The organism is Sporosarcina sp. P1 (assembly GCF_002743155.1).
Lineage (GTDB): Bacteria > Bacillota > Bacilli > Bacillales_A > Planococcaceae > Sporosarcina > Sporosarcina ureae_B.
The window spans coordinates 1-14900 of record NZ_PDYS01000028.1 but is presented as its reverse complement, the minus strand read 5'-3'; the positions used below and the strand labels follow the sequence as shown (position 1 = coordinate 14900).

The following is a 14900-nucleotide window of genomic DNA, read 5'->3' as shown; positions in this document are numbered from 1 at the left end:
TACCCGAAACAAATAGGAGCGAAACTCGAAAGTCTAAAAATAATAAAGTTTTTTTAAAAAAACTTCATTTCAAATCATACAACCGATTAACTATTCATTAAGTTGACGCCTATGAGGTGACGACTCCCGGAGGATCAGCGTGCGCCTTGAGACCCTGGACTGAACGAAGTGAGGGAAGCGGCTCAAGCCACGCCCTCGGGAAAGCGTCCACCTGGAACGTCGATCAACGGTGCCACCCACTCTCCCTCTTCTTTAACTCCGATCAAAAAAATCCCTATCGCTCTTTCTTCCATTGTACCGAAAGAAAAGAAAGACAGGAACCGTTAACCTTTATTCTTTTTTGTGATCACCCTGCACACTAGAAAAACTCCTAAAGTCTTCCTCCACCTTCCGCGTCAACCTGCGCTCAAACCACTTCCCTACCAACCACAGCAAGAAAATAACCACAAACATAATCAACGTCCGGATCGGCTGCGTGACAAGCGCCCGCACATCATACCCAATAAACGTAATCATCATAATCATCACTAGCTTTCCAAGCATCAGCACAAATAAATAATTCCTCTTGTTCATATTCGACAAACCCGCCACAAGATTCACCAAAGCAGAAGGCGTAAACGGAAAACAAATCAAGATAAACAACGGACCAAAGCCATTACGCTCGACCCACTGAATGAGCTGTTGCACTTTTTTAGGGCGGGTCAAGAACGAGAAGAACGTATTGCCGCCAAATCTACGGACGAGCAAAAACACAACATACGAACCCGCTACCGTTCCAGCCCAGGAAAGGACAAAGCCTAACCAAAAACCAAATGCAATGGCATTGGCGATAACAAATACGAAAAGTGGCAGAAATGGTAAGAATGCTTCCAAAAACGTTGGGATTAATCCCATGAAAAATCCTAGTGCCTCATACTGGTCTGCCAAATCCTCCACTTTATCAATTGATAGCCATTCATTCATCGCCAACACCCTCACTGATTTTCATAATTTTTCGTCATATTGCTGTAGAATTTGTTGAGTTATAGTATACTAGCTCCTAGATTGGTAAAAGAAAGATGGGCTGCCTAGTGAATACAACCTTTTCTCATGGCCTGAAAGCAGGATCGAGCATTGCCATCGGCTATTTTCCCGTTGCGCTGACATTCGGACTGCTCGCTAAAACGACCGGCCTCTCTATTATTGAAGCAACCGCAATGAGTTTATTTGTCTATGCAGGAGCAGCTCAATATATGGCACTCAGCTTACTCGCGACCGGCGTTGCGCCGTGGCTCATCGTGACGAATACATTCATCGTCAATATTAGGCACTTTCTCATGACGGCTGCACTAAGTGAAAAAGTGGAAGCCGCGCCAAAATGGAAGAAAGCTGTCTATGCATTTGGAATCACTGATGAAACATTTTCCGTACTTGCCACGCAAAAGAATCGACAAGTCACGACCGCTTTTGCGTTTGGCGTTGCCTTGATTGCCTATAGTAGTTGGGTGATCTTTACAGCAGTAGGACACGTCATTGGAGCAAACTTACCGCAATTTCTACAAAAAGCGATGTCAGTTGCACTGTATGCGATGTTCATTGGCTTGCTCGTCCCTTCTATGAAAGGCAATCGCAAAGTGGTGTTGCTCGCAGTGATTGCAGCAGCCATTCATTGCACTCTGTATTACACACATTTACTCTCTACCGGATGGTCAATCTTGGTCGCGACGCTCGCCTCCGCAATAGTTGTTGAGATTCTTTATGTAAAAAGTAATAAGAACGTTGATCGCTTTACTGAACAAAAGGAGGTAAACTGATGGGATCTACGTATTGGTGGATGTTGCTTGGCATGGCCGTCGCCACATATGTGCCTCGAATGATTCCGTTGACCATTCTCGACGGCAAGGAATTACCGCCAATCGTTAGCGGTGTGTTGCGCAATATTCCATATGCGGTGCTCGGTGCACTGATTTTCCCGGCTATTTTACATATCCAAGATGATATTCTTTTCGGCATAATAGGCGCGATCACAGCGTTTACACTAGCCTTCTTCGGCCTCGACGTGATGTTTGTCGTGATTGGTACCATTGCAGCACTCGCAGTGTACAGTCTATTTTGACTCTTACTCTCACTATTCCCCACAGCAAAGACAATTAAAACAGCGACTAGCTAGTATTCGAAATAAAAAAGCGGTTTTCAAAGCATATATGCTCTTTGAAAACCGCTTTTTCACTCCTCGGCTTGATTCAGTCGCGCATTCTTCACCATGCGCGACGCAAACCAAAAACCTACTGTCAAAGACACTGCATCCGCTACATACAACAACCAGTTATGCGTATACCCTGCATAGACCGACGCTGCGATGAGCGACAATGTCAATATTAATCCAACGACGTGATGAAATGTCACGCGCGTAAAAAATACAACTAAAATCCCTGGCAACAACATCGCAAACAGTAACTTCGTTTCGAAATCATGCATATTGTTCTCCCCTTTTAACGCACGACCACAATACCTAGACGGAAGTGGTCATGACGGAACAGCACTTGTTGCTTTAGACGTACTTCTTGATCACGGCCGATTACTTGCAAACGACAGTGTGCAGCATTGACTTGGATGGCATCATATAATTCATCTTCATTATGAATCGAAATGCCGTTTACCGACTTGATCAAATCACCTGGGACTATGCCCATTTTCTCTGCTGGCGAATCGTTAAGAACCGCTACTACATAGACACCTTCTGATTGAGGCACTAACAATACTTGCTTATTGCGTTCTGATAGTGAAATCATAGCACTCAACAAGATACGGCATAAGACCCCTGCAAGCAATGCTGCCCAACCAAGCACAGGCAGCCAAATTGCACCGATACCTACAACCACGACAGCTACACCGAGCCAAGCGATCGCTTTGCCCATTTTAGGAAGTAGCACGTCCGGGAACGTAGAACGAACCCATTGCGAGAACCCAATCACTACAGGTACTGGAATGAATGAAAATTGCTCTGAGCCTAGTGTGAATTGCGGCCAGTATGGAGCAATTTCCGCTACCATATGTCCAGGGACTACAAATACCACTGGCACGAGCCAAAGTAATTTCGACTGATAAATTGCACCACGCATGCCGCGCTGTGTCGGAACGAATGATGGAGACGTATGACGCGCCGCGTGACGACGAACTAATAAGCCTTCCGAAATTAACAATAATCCCGCAATAATCGGTACCGTAATAGCTAATGTACCGAAGAAGTCCAAGTCTTCTTGAACGAACCATGTGCCGATTGAAAAGTCTCCCGCAAAACGATCCAATGCCCATAGCGCAAAGAACGCGATAGTAACATAATAAATCGGTGAGGCTAGTTTATAGGAGAATGATACAATAACGAGCAACATGACAATGGATAAAAGAATGATCCAGTTAAAATCGACGATCAACCCAACACCAGCAATCACAATCGATAACACGAGACCGTGCAACCAACCTACTGAAAGAATGTGTTTCATTTCAGTAGAACCTTTGTTGATGCCCACATTGAAATCTGTTCGCTCGCGACTTACGCGTTTACTGCCAAGCATATAGGCAGCCACTAAAGCGATTAGCCAGACTGGATTCAGAAAAAAGTAAAGTAATGCATCTTTTAAATTAAGTAATAGTTCGCTAGACATCTTCTGTCACCTTTCTCGCTTGTCTTTATAGCTCTTTTCTTCATTGTACAAAAAAAGAAGGAAAATAGCGAGAGAGTTCTTAAGGAAGTTCCAATTTAAGCTAAATTGCATGAAAAAAAAGAGGCTGTCCGCAAGTCTTGTTTCCAAGACCTTGTCGAACCGCCTCTGCTATTATTTCCCCAATTCATTGACGAGGAAATCGACCGCCATACGTAACTGTTTGTCGTTCTTTGGCTCCGCTCGATATTCTTCTGCAGCCGTTTTTAATGCCATGAAGAATTCTCTGTCCATATCATAGCCTTCTTTAATTTCATACTCCGCACGAAATGCATGTACTGCTTCTGCCGTTTCACGATCGAAATAGCCATCTGTTCTACCTGGACGATGATCAAATGCTTTGAGCATGCGTTGCGCATATGCAACTTGGTCATTGAAATGCCCTTCTTTCATCGTATCCGTCACCATTTGCAAGTGCTCTGTGAATAACGTATTCTGTTTTACTTCAATATCCGCTGTGACTCCTTTGCCATGAATCCACTTCTCTTTAGGCGTCAACCATTTACTCGTCGATAGCTTCAATTCTCCACCATTAGATAATTCCATCGTTTCTTGTACAGTTCCTTTTCCGAAACTGGTTGTGCCGATGATCTCACCACGTTTCAGATCTTTGATCGCTGCACTCAACACTTCACTCGCCGACGCACTACCAACATCTTGTACGATGACAATCGGAATTTGTTTCAAACGTTCATTGAATGAAAGCTTGTCGTCTTTCTCTGTTGAAACAGGCGTTAAATTCCCTTGTGCATCTTGCATCACGACAAACGTTCGATCTTCTTCTAATAGACTACTGGAAATTTCGGATACAGCCTTCAAATAGCCGCCCGGATTACCGCGCACATCGATGATGATAGCTTGGGCACCTTTTTTGATGACATCAGACGTAGCCTTTTGCCACTCTTTTGCTGTCTCTTCACCAAACATGCTTAGCGCTATGTACCCGAGCTTAGCATCCCGTTCTTTAATTAGCTGATGCGAAACAGACTGCACAGGCATATGATCGCGTGTGATCGTGAATTCCATATGCTTATCCGCTTCAGGTCGGAAAATAGTCAACTTCACTTCCGTTCCTTTTTCGCCTCGTATCATATTGACTACATCACGTAGTGTTTCATTGGCCAACCGTTCACCGTTGACACGCACAATTTCATCATAAGGCTGTAATCCCGCTTTTTCCGCCGGGCCTCCTTTTACTGGAGCTACAACAACATACTTACCGTTCGTCCGTGTCATTTCCGCACCAATCCCGACACGTGATCCTGCGAGTGATTCCCGGTGCGACTCCGCTTCCTGTTCGGTCAAGTACGTCGAATACGGGTCGCCGATCGTATCGGTCATCCCACGCAATGCCCCTTCAATCAGCTCGTCCTTCTTGACTGGATACACTGCTCTCTCCTGAATCTTTTCGAACACTTCATCCACTACAGGCAACTTACTGATCGACTCATTCTTTGCAGCTTCTTGCTTTCCACAGCCATTTAGCCATATGGCGCCGATCAGTAATAACACCCCCGCCAAAAAAAGCCTGCTCTTACGCATTCATAACCCCCTCCTCTCTTCACTATATGAAGAAAGACAAGAAGTTACGACACGAGAACAGACTCTTTTTTCAGTCCATGAAGTCGACTAATTCATTCAATGTTTTTTCATCTAATGGTCCCACGACTTTTTGTGCAATGCGCCCTTGCGTATCAATCATAAACGTTGTAGGCATCGAGATCACACCATATTTATGTGTGACTTCCGCTGTTTTATCTAATGGAATCGGGAAGCTTAATTCATAAGAATCTACAAACGTTTCTACTTCACCTATCCCACGTCTCTCGGATTCCGTAACGTTGACAGCGATGAGTTCTACTTGGTCTTCATCCGTAAGCTTCGAATAAAAACTTTCCATATGCGGCATTTCTGCTTTACATGGAGGACACCATGTCGCCCAGAAGTTCAAAATCACTTTTTTTCCTTTTAACTCGGAAAGCGTCACCGTTTCGCCTGCAAGAGTTTCCAATGTAAAGTCCGGGGCAGGTGAATATTGCTCTAAACCTTCTTCTTCCCCTTGCACTGCATCTTCCGGATTTACTTGTGTAATCGGAGTTTCTACCGCTTTTTTCTGTCCGACTGTATTTTCTACCATGATGAAGATTAACGTACCGATGATACATGCCGTGATGATATATCCAAGCGTTTTCCTACTCACTCTACCTCTTCCTTTCCACTAATTGGTTGTGCCGTAGCTCTATCTATTCCAAACAGTAACAAACCGATGAAAATGGTCGTGATGAATGCTGTGTTCAGTAGATTTCCTTGGATGGCTGACACGAAAAAATGAACCGCTATCAAGACACCCGCAAGGTCGCTCACTGTATTGACTTTCTTTTGTTGACACCACCAGGACAATACAAAGACGGCGATAAATAATAGAACCGTTGCACTTTTCACTACCAGACTGCCTTCATTAAGAAATGTCATAGCGATTTGGTAGACAGCCTGCCAACAAATCAATGCAAGCAATACCGACCATTTATCGATACGCTCCCACTTCTCTTTATATACTCGCCGGAGCATCCATACACCGGCTACAACTAGCCCAAGTATCCAGCCGAACGTCCCTCCGTGAAAATAAAGGATAGAGAGCGGATTTTTCATGACCAACGAAAAGTCTGTTACAATCACTGACAATTTCCAAATGATTACGACATAGAAAAATAGATCACCGATTCGTTCGCTATGTACTTTACCAACGTATAATCGAATGAACAGATAGGTCACTATGAAACCCGCAATGAACGCAATCCACGAAGACGGCATCGTAATCGAACCGATTGGATAATACTGCGTAACCGGCATCGTCACTCCCCCTATTCTTTCTATAAACATATGAAAACCTACCTATTCAGGCAGGTTTTCAGTTTATGCTATATTAAAAAGAAACGTAATGCAAAGGATTGACTGCACTTGGACCTGTCGCGGAGAAGTTTCCTACATGCACTTCAAAATGCAAATGCGGACCTGTAGAGTTTCCTGTCGAACCGACCGCTCCAATGAGTTGACCTTTATCGACAGATTGTCCTGAGCTTGTACCAATAGTTGATAGGTGAGCATAGACCGTCGTCAAAATCTGACCTTTCATGGAGTGCGTGATCATGACCACGTTACCCAATCCGTCCATACTGCCCGCGTACGATACGACACCATCTCCTGCTGCTACAACTGGAGTTCCTGTTGGTGCGCTAATGTCCATTCCACGGTGTTGTTTTTTCACTTTCGATATCGGATGAATCCGCCAGCCAAATCCTGAACTGAACCTACCCGTTGTCGGTTTTGTCCAAGAGCCGCTTGAGACAGGCGGAGCGGCAATGGAACTTGGCGAACCACTGTTTGCCGCAGCTGCAGCTTCTGCCAATCTTTCTTGCTGCAACTTTTGCTTTCTCGCTTGTTCTTTGCGAGCGACTTCTGCCAAACGATTTTGTTCTGCGATAATTTTCTTTTCCAATTCAGAACTGAATGCTACCGTTTCGCTATATTCTTCTTCTAACGCGCCTTTTTCACTTGAAAGTTTTTCCTGACTCTTTTCAAGCTTATTTACCACTTCTCTTTTTTCGAGCTTTTTATTATGCAATTCGTCTTTCATTGCTTGAATTTTTTGCTTGCGCTCTTTTTGTTCAGCTAATTTCTGCTCTACCAGTTTCTTTTCTTCTTCTAACAACGCGATATCTTCTTCTTGTTGTTGAATGATTTTTCGATCTGCATCCATCAATGTAGATACTGCTGAGAAGCGGTCAATGAAATCCGCGAAGCTGTTAGCACCAAGAAGCACGTCCAAATAACTGACTTTATTCCCCTTGACTTGCATCACGCGAACACGCTCACGTAAAACTTCATCTCGTTGTTTGATCCGAATCTCTAATTCTTTAATAGAAGACTGAAGTTCATCAATTTCAATTTGAGTCTGATTCATTTCTGCAATGATCCGATCCATATTTTGATTGGTTTCTTCAATTTTGTCATTCAGTTTTTTAATTTGGGAGACCAGTACATCGACTTCCGACTGCTTCTCCTGTATTTGAATTTCTTTTTTCTGGATAGTAGAATCTAAATTTTTCTTTTTGATTTCTGCTGCATTTTTTTCATTCTGCAAATCTTTCAGAGAGTCTGCGAATACATCTGCACTGCCAACCGTCGTGGTAAGCAAACAAATCGCAAGGACACTTGAAACGATTCTATGTCTTTTTATCAAATCCTAGTTCTCTCCTTAGTCAAACTTACGATTTCAAGAATTTCCTGACTGACATGAAACTACCCCAGACACCAATAAAGACGGCGACGAATAGTAGTAAAAAGTTCAATTGTAATAGGAATGGGTTAGGGTCAAGCAAATGGAATAATTGATTTTGCAAACGACCTTCCCAGAAACTATACAACTTCGAATAAAATGTCGTCATCAAAGCCATCGGAAGGATCGCACCGAAAATTCCAAGCCACACGCCTTCGAGCATGAAAGGAATCCGTACGAAACTATCTGTTGCACCAACCAGTTTCATAATATCGATTTCTGTACGTCTCGCCACAATGGTGAGTCGGATCGTATTCGATATGAGGAACATAGCAGTAAACAGCAATGCCAATATTAAGCCCAGTCCGATGTTTCGTCCTATTTTTAAGACATGGAAAAGTTTTTCCACCTTACCTTCACCGTATTCCACGTCAAAAGTATGCGGGTACGTGGCAATTTCATTTGCGATGGATGCTGTGTTTTTGGGGTTATCCGCTTTAACATATAATGCATCACCGAGGGGATTGTCCTGTTTGTAGAGCGCCAACTCATCACCAAATGACTGAATCATTTGCTCCAATTCCTGTTTTCGCGAGGAATACTTGACTTCGGCAACACCTGGGGTTTCTTTGACTTCCTTCAATAGTTCTTGGACTTCATCTTTACTAGCACCTGGTTCCGCGACTACTTTGATTTCTACATCATTTTCGATGTTATCAGCCAGTTGATTCAAATTCATCATGATGACGATGAATACGCCGATTAATAGTAAAGTCACGGTCACTGCGCTAACTGATGCAAAGGTCATCCAACCATTTCGACTTAAGCTTTTGAAACTTTCCCGAATATGACGTCGTACTGTTCTAGATTTCATTGGAGTATTCTCCTTCGTTCTCATCTCGTGTGATGAGTCCGCCTTCGATCTGTATCACGCGATGTGGTTGATTATCCACAATATCTTTATTATGTGTTGCCATAATGATCGTTGTGCCTTGTGCATTTATTCGTTCAAAAATCTTCATGATCTCCCATGAAGTCTCTGGATCTAAATTCCCTGTCGGTTCGTCTGCAATGACGAGCTTCGGTTTATTAACGATCGATCGTGCAATCGATACGCGTTGTTGTTCGCCACCTGACAGTTCATTTGGAAACATTCTCGTTTTCTTGGTGAGCCCTACTAATTTCAGAACTTCTGTCACTTTTTGACGAATGACGCTCGGTGATTCTTCAATTACCTCTAGCGCATACGCAACATTTTCGTAGACAGTCAGTTTTGGCAATAGTTTAAAATCCTGGAATACTACGCCAATTTGTCTTCTCAAATAAGGGACATCTCTTCTTTGCATTTTTGTCAGTTCCGTATTATTGAAGTAAATCAATCCACTAGACGGGACTTCTTCACGATACATCATTTTAATGAACGTGGATTTACCCGCGCCACTCGGTCCGACAACATATACAAATTCCCCTTTTTCGATTTCGACGTGAATTCCGTTAGAGGCTACAACACCATTCGGGTACTTTTTGTATACATTTTTCATTACAATCATACATCATAACCACCTGAATTTCGTTTTTCTCTCATATTCGCCATTTTTATTATAGCATGGCCTTGACTCTACCATGTATTACAGTTATGTATCAATTGATTAAGCTAGATAAATAGTAAAAATTGGTTTATTTTCGTAGTATATGTACAAAAAAATCGTCCCCAAGGAAGTCTTGGAGACGATTGATTGAATTGTTATTATTTCTTTTCAGCTAACCAAGCAGCAACTGCGTCTGCTTCTTCGCCTTTAATAACACCAGGAGGCATAGCGCCTTTACCGTTAACGATCACGTCGTGGATTTCTTCTTCAGAAAGTGTTGCACCGATTTTATCAAGTGCTGGACCTGCTCCACCTTCTAAGTTTCCTCCGTGACATGATGCACAGCTTTGTTGTACAACTGCTTCTGCATCTACATCAGTAGTAGCCGCGCCGTTGTCGTTTGTCGCGTCATTATTTGGTTCTGAAGCGTTATCGTCGCCTCCACCACAAGCGCCGAGAACTAGTGCTGCTCCGAAGAGTGTAGCTAATAGTTTGTTCTTCATGTAATACCCTCCTTTTACTTAATTTTTTCTAACATATAGTAGTATACCAAATATTAATCGATTTATGGTGAATAGAGATCATAAAGTTACAAATTATCCAGGATAATCGTGTATTTTGTCTATTTCATCCCATAAAAAGACGCTTTGGTAGTAAGTACATATATAGTATTGACCAAATATCCGGTAAGTAAACATTACATTTGGTCACATGATGAAAATAGCGAGGAAATTTACCGTCTTCCACGTGATTTGGCATGAAAAGAAATCATTCTTTGTTACAGTCTGTAATATTGTAACGTCTTTGTAATATTCAAACGACAAATGTGACAAAAGTTCACATATGTGCACAAAGCAACTATTTTATCCTTCACTACATACGCAAATGAGCTACTCTGTAAAAAAACAGCCGAACCAAGTCATGAAAAAATGACCCGCTCGGCTGCCTTTCTATAATCAAGAAATTCTAGAACGCAAATATGCATTGATAAACTGATCGATCTCGCCGTCCATCACAGAACTCACGTTACCCGTCTCTTCATTCGTACGGTGATCTTTCACCATAGAATAGGGATGGAAAACATATGAACGAATTTGACTGCCCCAACCAATTTCCTTCTGCTCGCCACGGATATCCGCTAAACGTGCTTCCTCTTCTTCCACGCGAATCTGGTAAATCTTCGCCTTCAAAAGATTCATCGCACGCTCCCGGTTCTTAATTTGTGAACGTTCCGTTTGACACGTAACAATCGCACCCGTTGGAATGTGAGTCATACGTACAGCGGAATCCGTCGTATTGACGTGCTGTCCGCCGGCACCGCTTGAACGGTACGTATCAATTTTGATATCTTCCGTCTTCAAATCCAATTCGATGTCGCCGTCAAACTCCGGCATGACTTCAATGGAAGAGAAGGATGTATGGCGTCTACCTGAAGAGTCAAATGGAGAGATCCGAACGAGTCGGTGCACCCCTTTCTCCGCTTTCAAGTAGCCATATGCATTATGCCCTTTAATTCCGAGTGTGACAGATTTCACGCCCGCTTCGTCACCTGCTTGATAATCGAGAGTTTCGACTTTAAAGCCGTGGTGCTCAGCCCAGCGTGTATACATACGAAGCAACATTGAAGCCCAGTCTTGGGACTCGGTGCCGCCTGCGCCTGAGTGTATTTCAACTACTGCATTATTTTTATCAAATTCATCGCTCAATAACATTTGAAGATCGAATTGTTCCATCTTCTTTTTGAACTCTTTTAATTCGGAAATGAGATCTTCTTGTAACTCTTCGTCCGCTTCTTCTCGCAAAAGTTCAAGCGTCATTTCCAAATTTTCTTGTGTCTCGTTCAATGCGTTATATTCACCGACAATGTCTTTCAATGCATTCGATTGTGAAATCACTTTCTGAGCCGCGTCTTGGTCATCCCAGAATCCGGGCTCCAACATCATTTCATCTAATTCCTGCATGCTAGCCTCTTTGTTTTCTAAGTCAAAGAGACCCCCTAAAGTCCGCTAATTTCTTAGCTGTTTTGTCGAGATCGTTGCGAACATCGGATAATTCTATCATAATGGTTTCCTCCTGAGTGGTTGTTTCTCTTTATGCTTTGCCGTGGCAGTTCTTATACTTCTTGCCGCTACCACACGGACAAGGTTCGTTACGTCCGATATTGACAGTACGTCGGACCGGCTTTTTAGCAACCGGTGCGCCGTCTTCTTTCGGGTTGTTCGCTTGACCTTTTGCTACTTCTTCGCGCTCCAAGTTATTGCGGATTTCTGCCTTCATGACATACTTCGTAGCATCGTTTTCAATGGCAATTAGCATATCTTCAAACATCGCAAATCCTTCTGCCTGGTATTCACGAAGTGGATCACTTTGTCCATAGGCACGTAAATGAATTCCATTACGAAGCTGATCCATCGCATCGATATGATCCATCCACTTGGTATCAATCGCACGCAACAAGACCACCTTCTCGAATTCACGCATACGTTCTTCGGACATTTCTTGCTCTTTCTCATTATAGCGTGCAATGACCAATTCGTGAATAAATGTTTGCAACTCTTCTGGAGTTTTACCTTCCAAATCTTCGATTGTCACAGTATCTTCAGCCAGTAAGTTCGCTTCGAGATAGTCTTTCAAGCCTTTGGAATATACGGTATTGTCTGCAGTGTGGATCGCCACAACGCGTTCAATAACCGAATTCAACATATTCTCAAGAACTGGGCGAATATTTTCTGAGCCAAGAACTTCATTACGCTCTTTGTAAATCACTTCACGCTGCTGACGAAGTACATCATCATACTGTAATAAACGTTTCCGTGAATCAAAGTTATTCCCCTCTACGCGTTTCTGAGCCGATTCAACTGAACGTGACACCATTTTCGACTGGATCGGTGTTTCATCGTCCATACCGAGCTTGGTCATCATCGATTTCATTTGTTCAGAACCGAAACGACGCATTAATTCATCTTCTAATGATAGATAGAATTGCGTAACACCTGGGTCTCCTTGACGCCCTGAACGTCCACGAAGCTGATTATCAATTCGTCGTGACTCATGGCGCTCCGTACCGATGACCGCTAAACCGCCAACGTCTTGGATATGATCACCCAGTTTAATGTCCGTACCACGACCAGCCATGTTGGTTGCGATCGTTACAGCGCCTTTTTTACCGGCGTCTTGAATGATTTCGGCTTCTCGCTCGTGATTTTTCGCGTTCAAGACATTATGCGGAATGCCGTACTTTTTCAAGAAGGCTGAAATGATTTCTGACGTTTCAATCGCTACTGTACCAACTAGCACTGGCTGGCCCTTTTGGTGTCGATCTCTAATATCTTCCGCAACCGCCTTATACTTTCCATCCATGGATGCAAAGATCAAGTCTGGGCGGTCATCACGAGCAATCGGTTGATTGGTCGGAATCGCAATCACGTTCATATTATAGATGTTGCGGAACTCTTCTTCCTCTGTCTTCGCTGTACCCGTCATCCCAGAAAGCTTTTCATACATACGGAAATAGTTTTGGAACGTAATCGTCGCCAATGTCATCGACTCGTTCTGAACTTCAAGTCCTTCTTTCGCTTCAATCGCTTGGTGCAAACCATCACTATACCGACGGCCTTTCATCAAGCGTCCCGTGAAGGAGTCAACGATGACCACTTCGTCTTCTTCCACAACATAGTCTACGTCATTATGCATACTTACATGCGCTTTTAATGACTGATTGATTGCGTGGTTTAGCGTCACGTGTTGCAGGTCGAATAAGTTATCGATACTAAATGCTTTCTCAGCCGCTTCAATACCTTGTTCTGTTAACACAACACCTTTAGTCGACTCATCAAATGAGTAATCTTCTTCTTTTTTCAGCGTGATCACAAAGCGATTGGCTAATCGATATAATTCCTGTGCTTTCGCTGCTTGACCCGAAATGATCAGCGGTGTACGTGCTTCATCGACTAAAATGGAGTCCACTTCGTCAATTACAGCGAAATGAAGTGGGCGCTGTACTTTATGTTCATTATAAAGCACCATATTGTCTCGCAAATAGTCGAAACCGAGTTCATTGTTCGTGCTGTACGTAATGTCCGCTTCATACGCTTCACGTTTCTCTTCTTTGCTGAGACTGTTCAAGTTCAAGCCTACAGTCATGCCAAGAAACGAATACAACTGCCCCATTTCTTCCGCATCACGGCTAGCCAAGTATTCGTTAACTGTTACTACGTGGACACCTTTGGCAGTCAATGCATTCAAATAAACGGCGAGTGTAGAAGTCAACGTCTTCCCCTCACCGGTCTTCATCTCTGCGATATTCCCTTCGTTCAGAGCTGCAGCACCCATGATTTGCACGCGGAACGGATATAACCCGAGTACGCGGCGAGAAGCTTCACGTACGACAGCAAACGCTTCAGGTTGCAGTTCTTCAATGGTTTCACCTTGCTGATAGCGCTCTTTGAATTCATCTGTTTTCGCTGTCAGTTGTTCGTCTGACAGTTTTTCCATATCCTCAGCCAATAGTTCTACTTGATCGGCAATTTTCTCAAGTCGTTTTAGGTCACGTTTGTTTGGGTCGAACATTTTATTCAATACGCCAAGCATTTATTGTCACATCCTCATAGCTTCATCAATTAGCAGGACGCACCTGCCAGTTGTAAGTTCGTTGTCTAGGTATATTTGAGTCACACTCCATTTTAACATTGTAAAAAGCTAGGTGCAAATGGTGCGCTGTATCTTTTTTCCTAAGTTTGACTGGGGTAGGCTTGATGGAGTGTTGGGGTAGGGATTGGCGCTTCGGAGGGGACGCGTTCTGGAGGGGACGCGTTCTGGAGGGGACGCGGTGAGCCAACCAGTCGCAAGCTCCCTTGGTTGTCTCACCTGATCGTCCTGATCCTCCCAGAGTCGCCCCTCCTACGCGCCAATCCCTTGCAATGTGAGCGGATGATACTTTTTGTTGTGCATTAAAATTAGTGTTGTAATAGGTGTTGAACTTCTTTACTTGAACTGAAATAAGTCCAGACAGAACAATAATTAACACACTATCTACAGGGATTGATCTACGTGCCTCCACCATCAACGTAGGATGGAAGCGGAAGCTGGCGGCGACTCTGGGAGGATCAGCGCGAGTTCGAGACCCTGGACAGAAAGCGTCCCCATCTGGAGCTTCCATCCCCTCACCACTCCACCACTCTTGCTTTTGAACTTAAATGAGTTCCAAGACAACAATAATTAACACACTATCTACAGTGATTGATCTGCGTACCTCCACCATCAACGTAGGATTGAAGCGGAAGCTGGCGGCGACTCTGGGAGGATCAGCGCGAGTTCGAGACCCCGCAGGAAGCG

14 protein-coding genes are annotated in these 14900 nt (G+C 43.6%); 2 read left to right on the top strand and 12 right to left on the bottom strand.

Annotated elements, in window-relative coordinates:
• Window positions 1-330: 330 nt before the first annotated feature.
• Window positions 331-963: a TVP38/TMEM64 family protein gene (locus CSV73_RS15720; RefSeq protein ID WP_085133035.1), complete on the bottom strand. Its 633-nt coding sequence runs from the start codon at window positions 961-963 to the stop codon at window positions 331-333.
• Window positions 964-1058: 95 nt separating this feature from the next.
• Here CSV73_RS15720 and CSV73_RS15715 point away from each other — a divergent pair, with 95 nt between their 5' ends.
• Both CSV73_RS15715 and CSV73_RS15710 read left to right on the top strand, forming a co-directional pair.
• Window positions 1059-1793 carry an AzlC family ABC transporter permease gene (locus CSV73_RS15715; protein WP_099628043.1) on the top strand — a complete coding sequence of 245 codons (735 nt, stop codon included), beginning with the start codon at window positions 1059-1061 and terminating at the stop codon, window positions 1791-1793.
• Window positions 1793-2095 carry an AzlD domain-containing protein gene (locus CSV73_RS15710; RefSeq protein WP_085133033.1) on the top strand — a complete coding sequence of 101 codons (303 nt, stop codon included), beginning with the start codon at window positions 1793-1795 and terminating at the stop codon, window positions 2093-2095. Before CSV73_RS15715 ends, CSV73_RS15710 begins: the two co-directional genes overlap by 1 nt.
• A 110-nt stretch (window positions 2096-2205) precedes the next feature.
• Here the strand turns inward: CSV73_RS15710 and CSV73_RS15705 are convergent, their stop codons facing one another.
• From CSV73_RS15705 to secA, 11 genes are all read right to left on the bottom strand, one after another.
• Window positions 2206-2457, bottom strand: a complete 252-nt coding sequence (locus tag CSV73_RS15705; protein WP_085133032.1) for a CsbA family protein — start codon at window positions 2455-2457, stop codon at window positions 2206-2208.
• Between the two features lie 14 nt (window positions 2458-2471).
• The gene (locus tag CSV73_RS15700) at window positions 2472-3644 is read right to left on the bottom strand and encodes a PDZ domain-containing protein (protein WP_099628042.1); all 1173 of its coding nucleotides are present in this window, start codon (window positions 3642-3644) and stop codon (window positions 2472-2474) included.
• 171 nt (window positions 3645-3815) lie between these two features.
• On the bottom strand, window positions 3816-5243 hold the full coding sequence (locus tag CSV73_RS15695; protein ID WP_085133030.1) for a S41 family peptidase: 1428 nt from the start codon (window positions 5241-5243) through the stop codon (window positions 3816-3818).
• A 70-nt stretch (window positions 5244-5313) separates the two neighbouring features.
• Window positions 5314-5901 (bottom strand): peroxiredoxin family protein, encoded by a 588-nt coding sequence (locus tag CSV73_RS15690; RefSeq protein ID WP_099628041.1) that lies wholly within the window; start codon window positions 5899-5901, stop codon window positions 5314-5316.
• Window positions 5898-6581, bottom strand: a complete 684-nt coding sequence (locus CSV73_RS15685) for a hypothetical protein (RefSeq protein ID WP_143560969.1) — start codon at window positions 6579-6581, stop codon at window positions 5898-5900. Before CSV73_RS15685 ends, CSV73_RS15690 begins: the two co-directional genes overlap by 4 nt.
• 43 nt (window positions 6582-6624) lie before the next feature.
• Entirely contained in the window at window positions 6625-7941 is a 1317-nt protein-coding gene (locus CSV73_RS15680) for a murein hydrolase activator EnvC family protein (RefSeq protein WP_233202915.1), read from the bottom strand.
• A gap of 25 nt (window positions 7942-7966) precedes the next feature.
• Window positions 7967-8851: a permease-like cell division protein FtsX gene (ftsX, locus tag CSV73_RS15675; RefSeq protein WP_085133027.1), complete on the bottom strand. Its 885-nt coding sequence runs from the start codon at window positions 8849-8851 to the stop codon at window positions 7967-7969.
• On the bottom strand, window positions 8841-9527 hold the full coding sequence (gene ftsE / locus CSV73_RS15670; RefSeq protein WP_085133026.1) for a cell division ATP-binding protein FtsE: 687 nt from the start codon (window positions 9525-9527) through the stop codon (window positions 8841-8843). Before ftsE ends, ftsX begins: the two co-directional genes overlap by 11 nt.
• Window positions 9528-9724: 197 nt before the next feature.
• Window positions 9725-10069 (bottom strand): cytochrome c551, encoded by a 345-nt coding sequence (gene cccB, locus CSV73_RS15665; RefSeq protein WP_085133025.1) that lies wholly within the window; start codon window positions 10067-10069, stop codon window positions 9725-9727.
• Window positions 10070-10522: 453 nt separating this feature from the next.
• Window positions 10523-11624 (bottom strand): peptide chain release factor 2 gene (gene prfB, locus CSV73_RS15660; protein ID WP_099628044.1). Its coding sequence is split into 2 segments (ribosomal slippage): window positions 10523-11551 and window positions 11553-11624, totalling 1101 coding nucleotides; the frame shifts between segments, so codons are not numbered across the junction.
• A gap of 33 nt (window positions 11625-11657) precedes the next feature.
• Window positions 11658-14156 carry a preprotein translocase subunit SecA gene (gene secA, locus CSV73_RS15655; protein WP_099628039.1) on the bottom strand — a complete coding sequence of 833 codons (2499 nt, stop codon included), beginning with the start codon at window positions 14154-14156 and terminating at the stop codon, window positions 11658-11660.
• Window positions 14157-14900: the final 744 nt, after the last annotated feature.

What these genes read in the sequence shown, in the direction of transcription:
- CSV73_RS15720 (WP_085133035.1), bottom strand. Translation starts at nt 963, where the DNA reads ATGAATGAATGGCTATCAATTGATAAAGTGGAGGATTTGGCAGACCAG.
- CSV73_RS15715 (WP_099628043.1), top strand. Translation starts at nt 1,059, where the DNA reads ATGGGCTGCCTAGTGAATACAACCTTTTCTCATGGCCTGAAAGCAGGA.
- CSV73_RS15710 (WP_085133033.1), top strand. Translation starts at nt 1,793, where the DNA reads ATGGGATCTACGTATTGGTGGATGTTGCTTGGCATGGCCGTCGCCACA.
- CSV73_RS15705 (WP_085133032.1), bottom strand. Translation starts at nt 2,457, where the DNA reads ATGCATGATTTCGAAACGAAGTTACTGTTTGCGATGTTGTTGCCAGGG.
- CSV73_RS15700 (WP_099628042.1), bottom strand. Translation starts at nt 3,644, where the DNA reads ATGTCTAGCGAACTATTACTTAATTTAAAAGATGCATTACTTTACTTT.
- CSV73_RS15695 (WP_085133030.1), bottom strand. Translation starts at nt 5,243, where the DNA reads ATGCGTAAGAGCAGGCTTTTTTTGGCGGGGGTGTTATTACTGATCGGC.
- CSV73_RS15685 (WP_143560969.1), bottom strand. Translation starts at nt 6,581, where the DNA reads ATGTTTATAGAAAGAATAGGGGGAGTGACGATGCCGGTTACGCAGTAT.
- ftsX (WP_085133027.1), bottom strand. Translation starts at nt 8,851, where the DNA reads ATGAAATCTAGAACAGTACGACGTCATATTCGGGAAAGTTTCAAAAGC.
- ftsE (WP_085133026.1), bottom strand. Translation starts at nt 9,527, where the DNA reads ATGATTGTAATGAAAAATGTATACAAAAAGTACCCGAATGGTGTTGTA.
- cccB (WP_085133025.1), bottom strand. Translation starts at nt 10,069, where the DNA reads ATGAAGAACAAACTATTAGCTACACTCTTCGGAGCAGCACTAGTTCTC.
- secA (WP_099628039.1), bottom strand. Translation starts at nt 14,156, where the DNA reads ATGCTTGGCGTATTGAATAAAATGTTCGACCCAAACAAACGTGACCTA.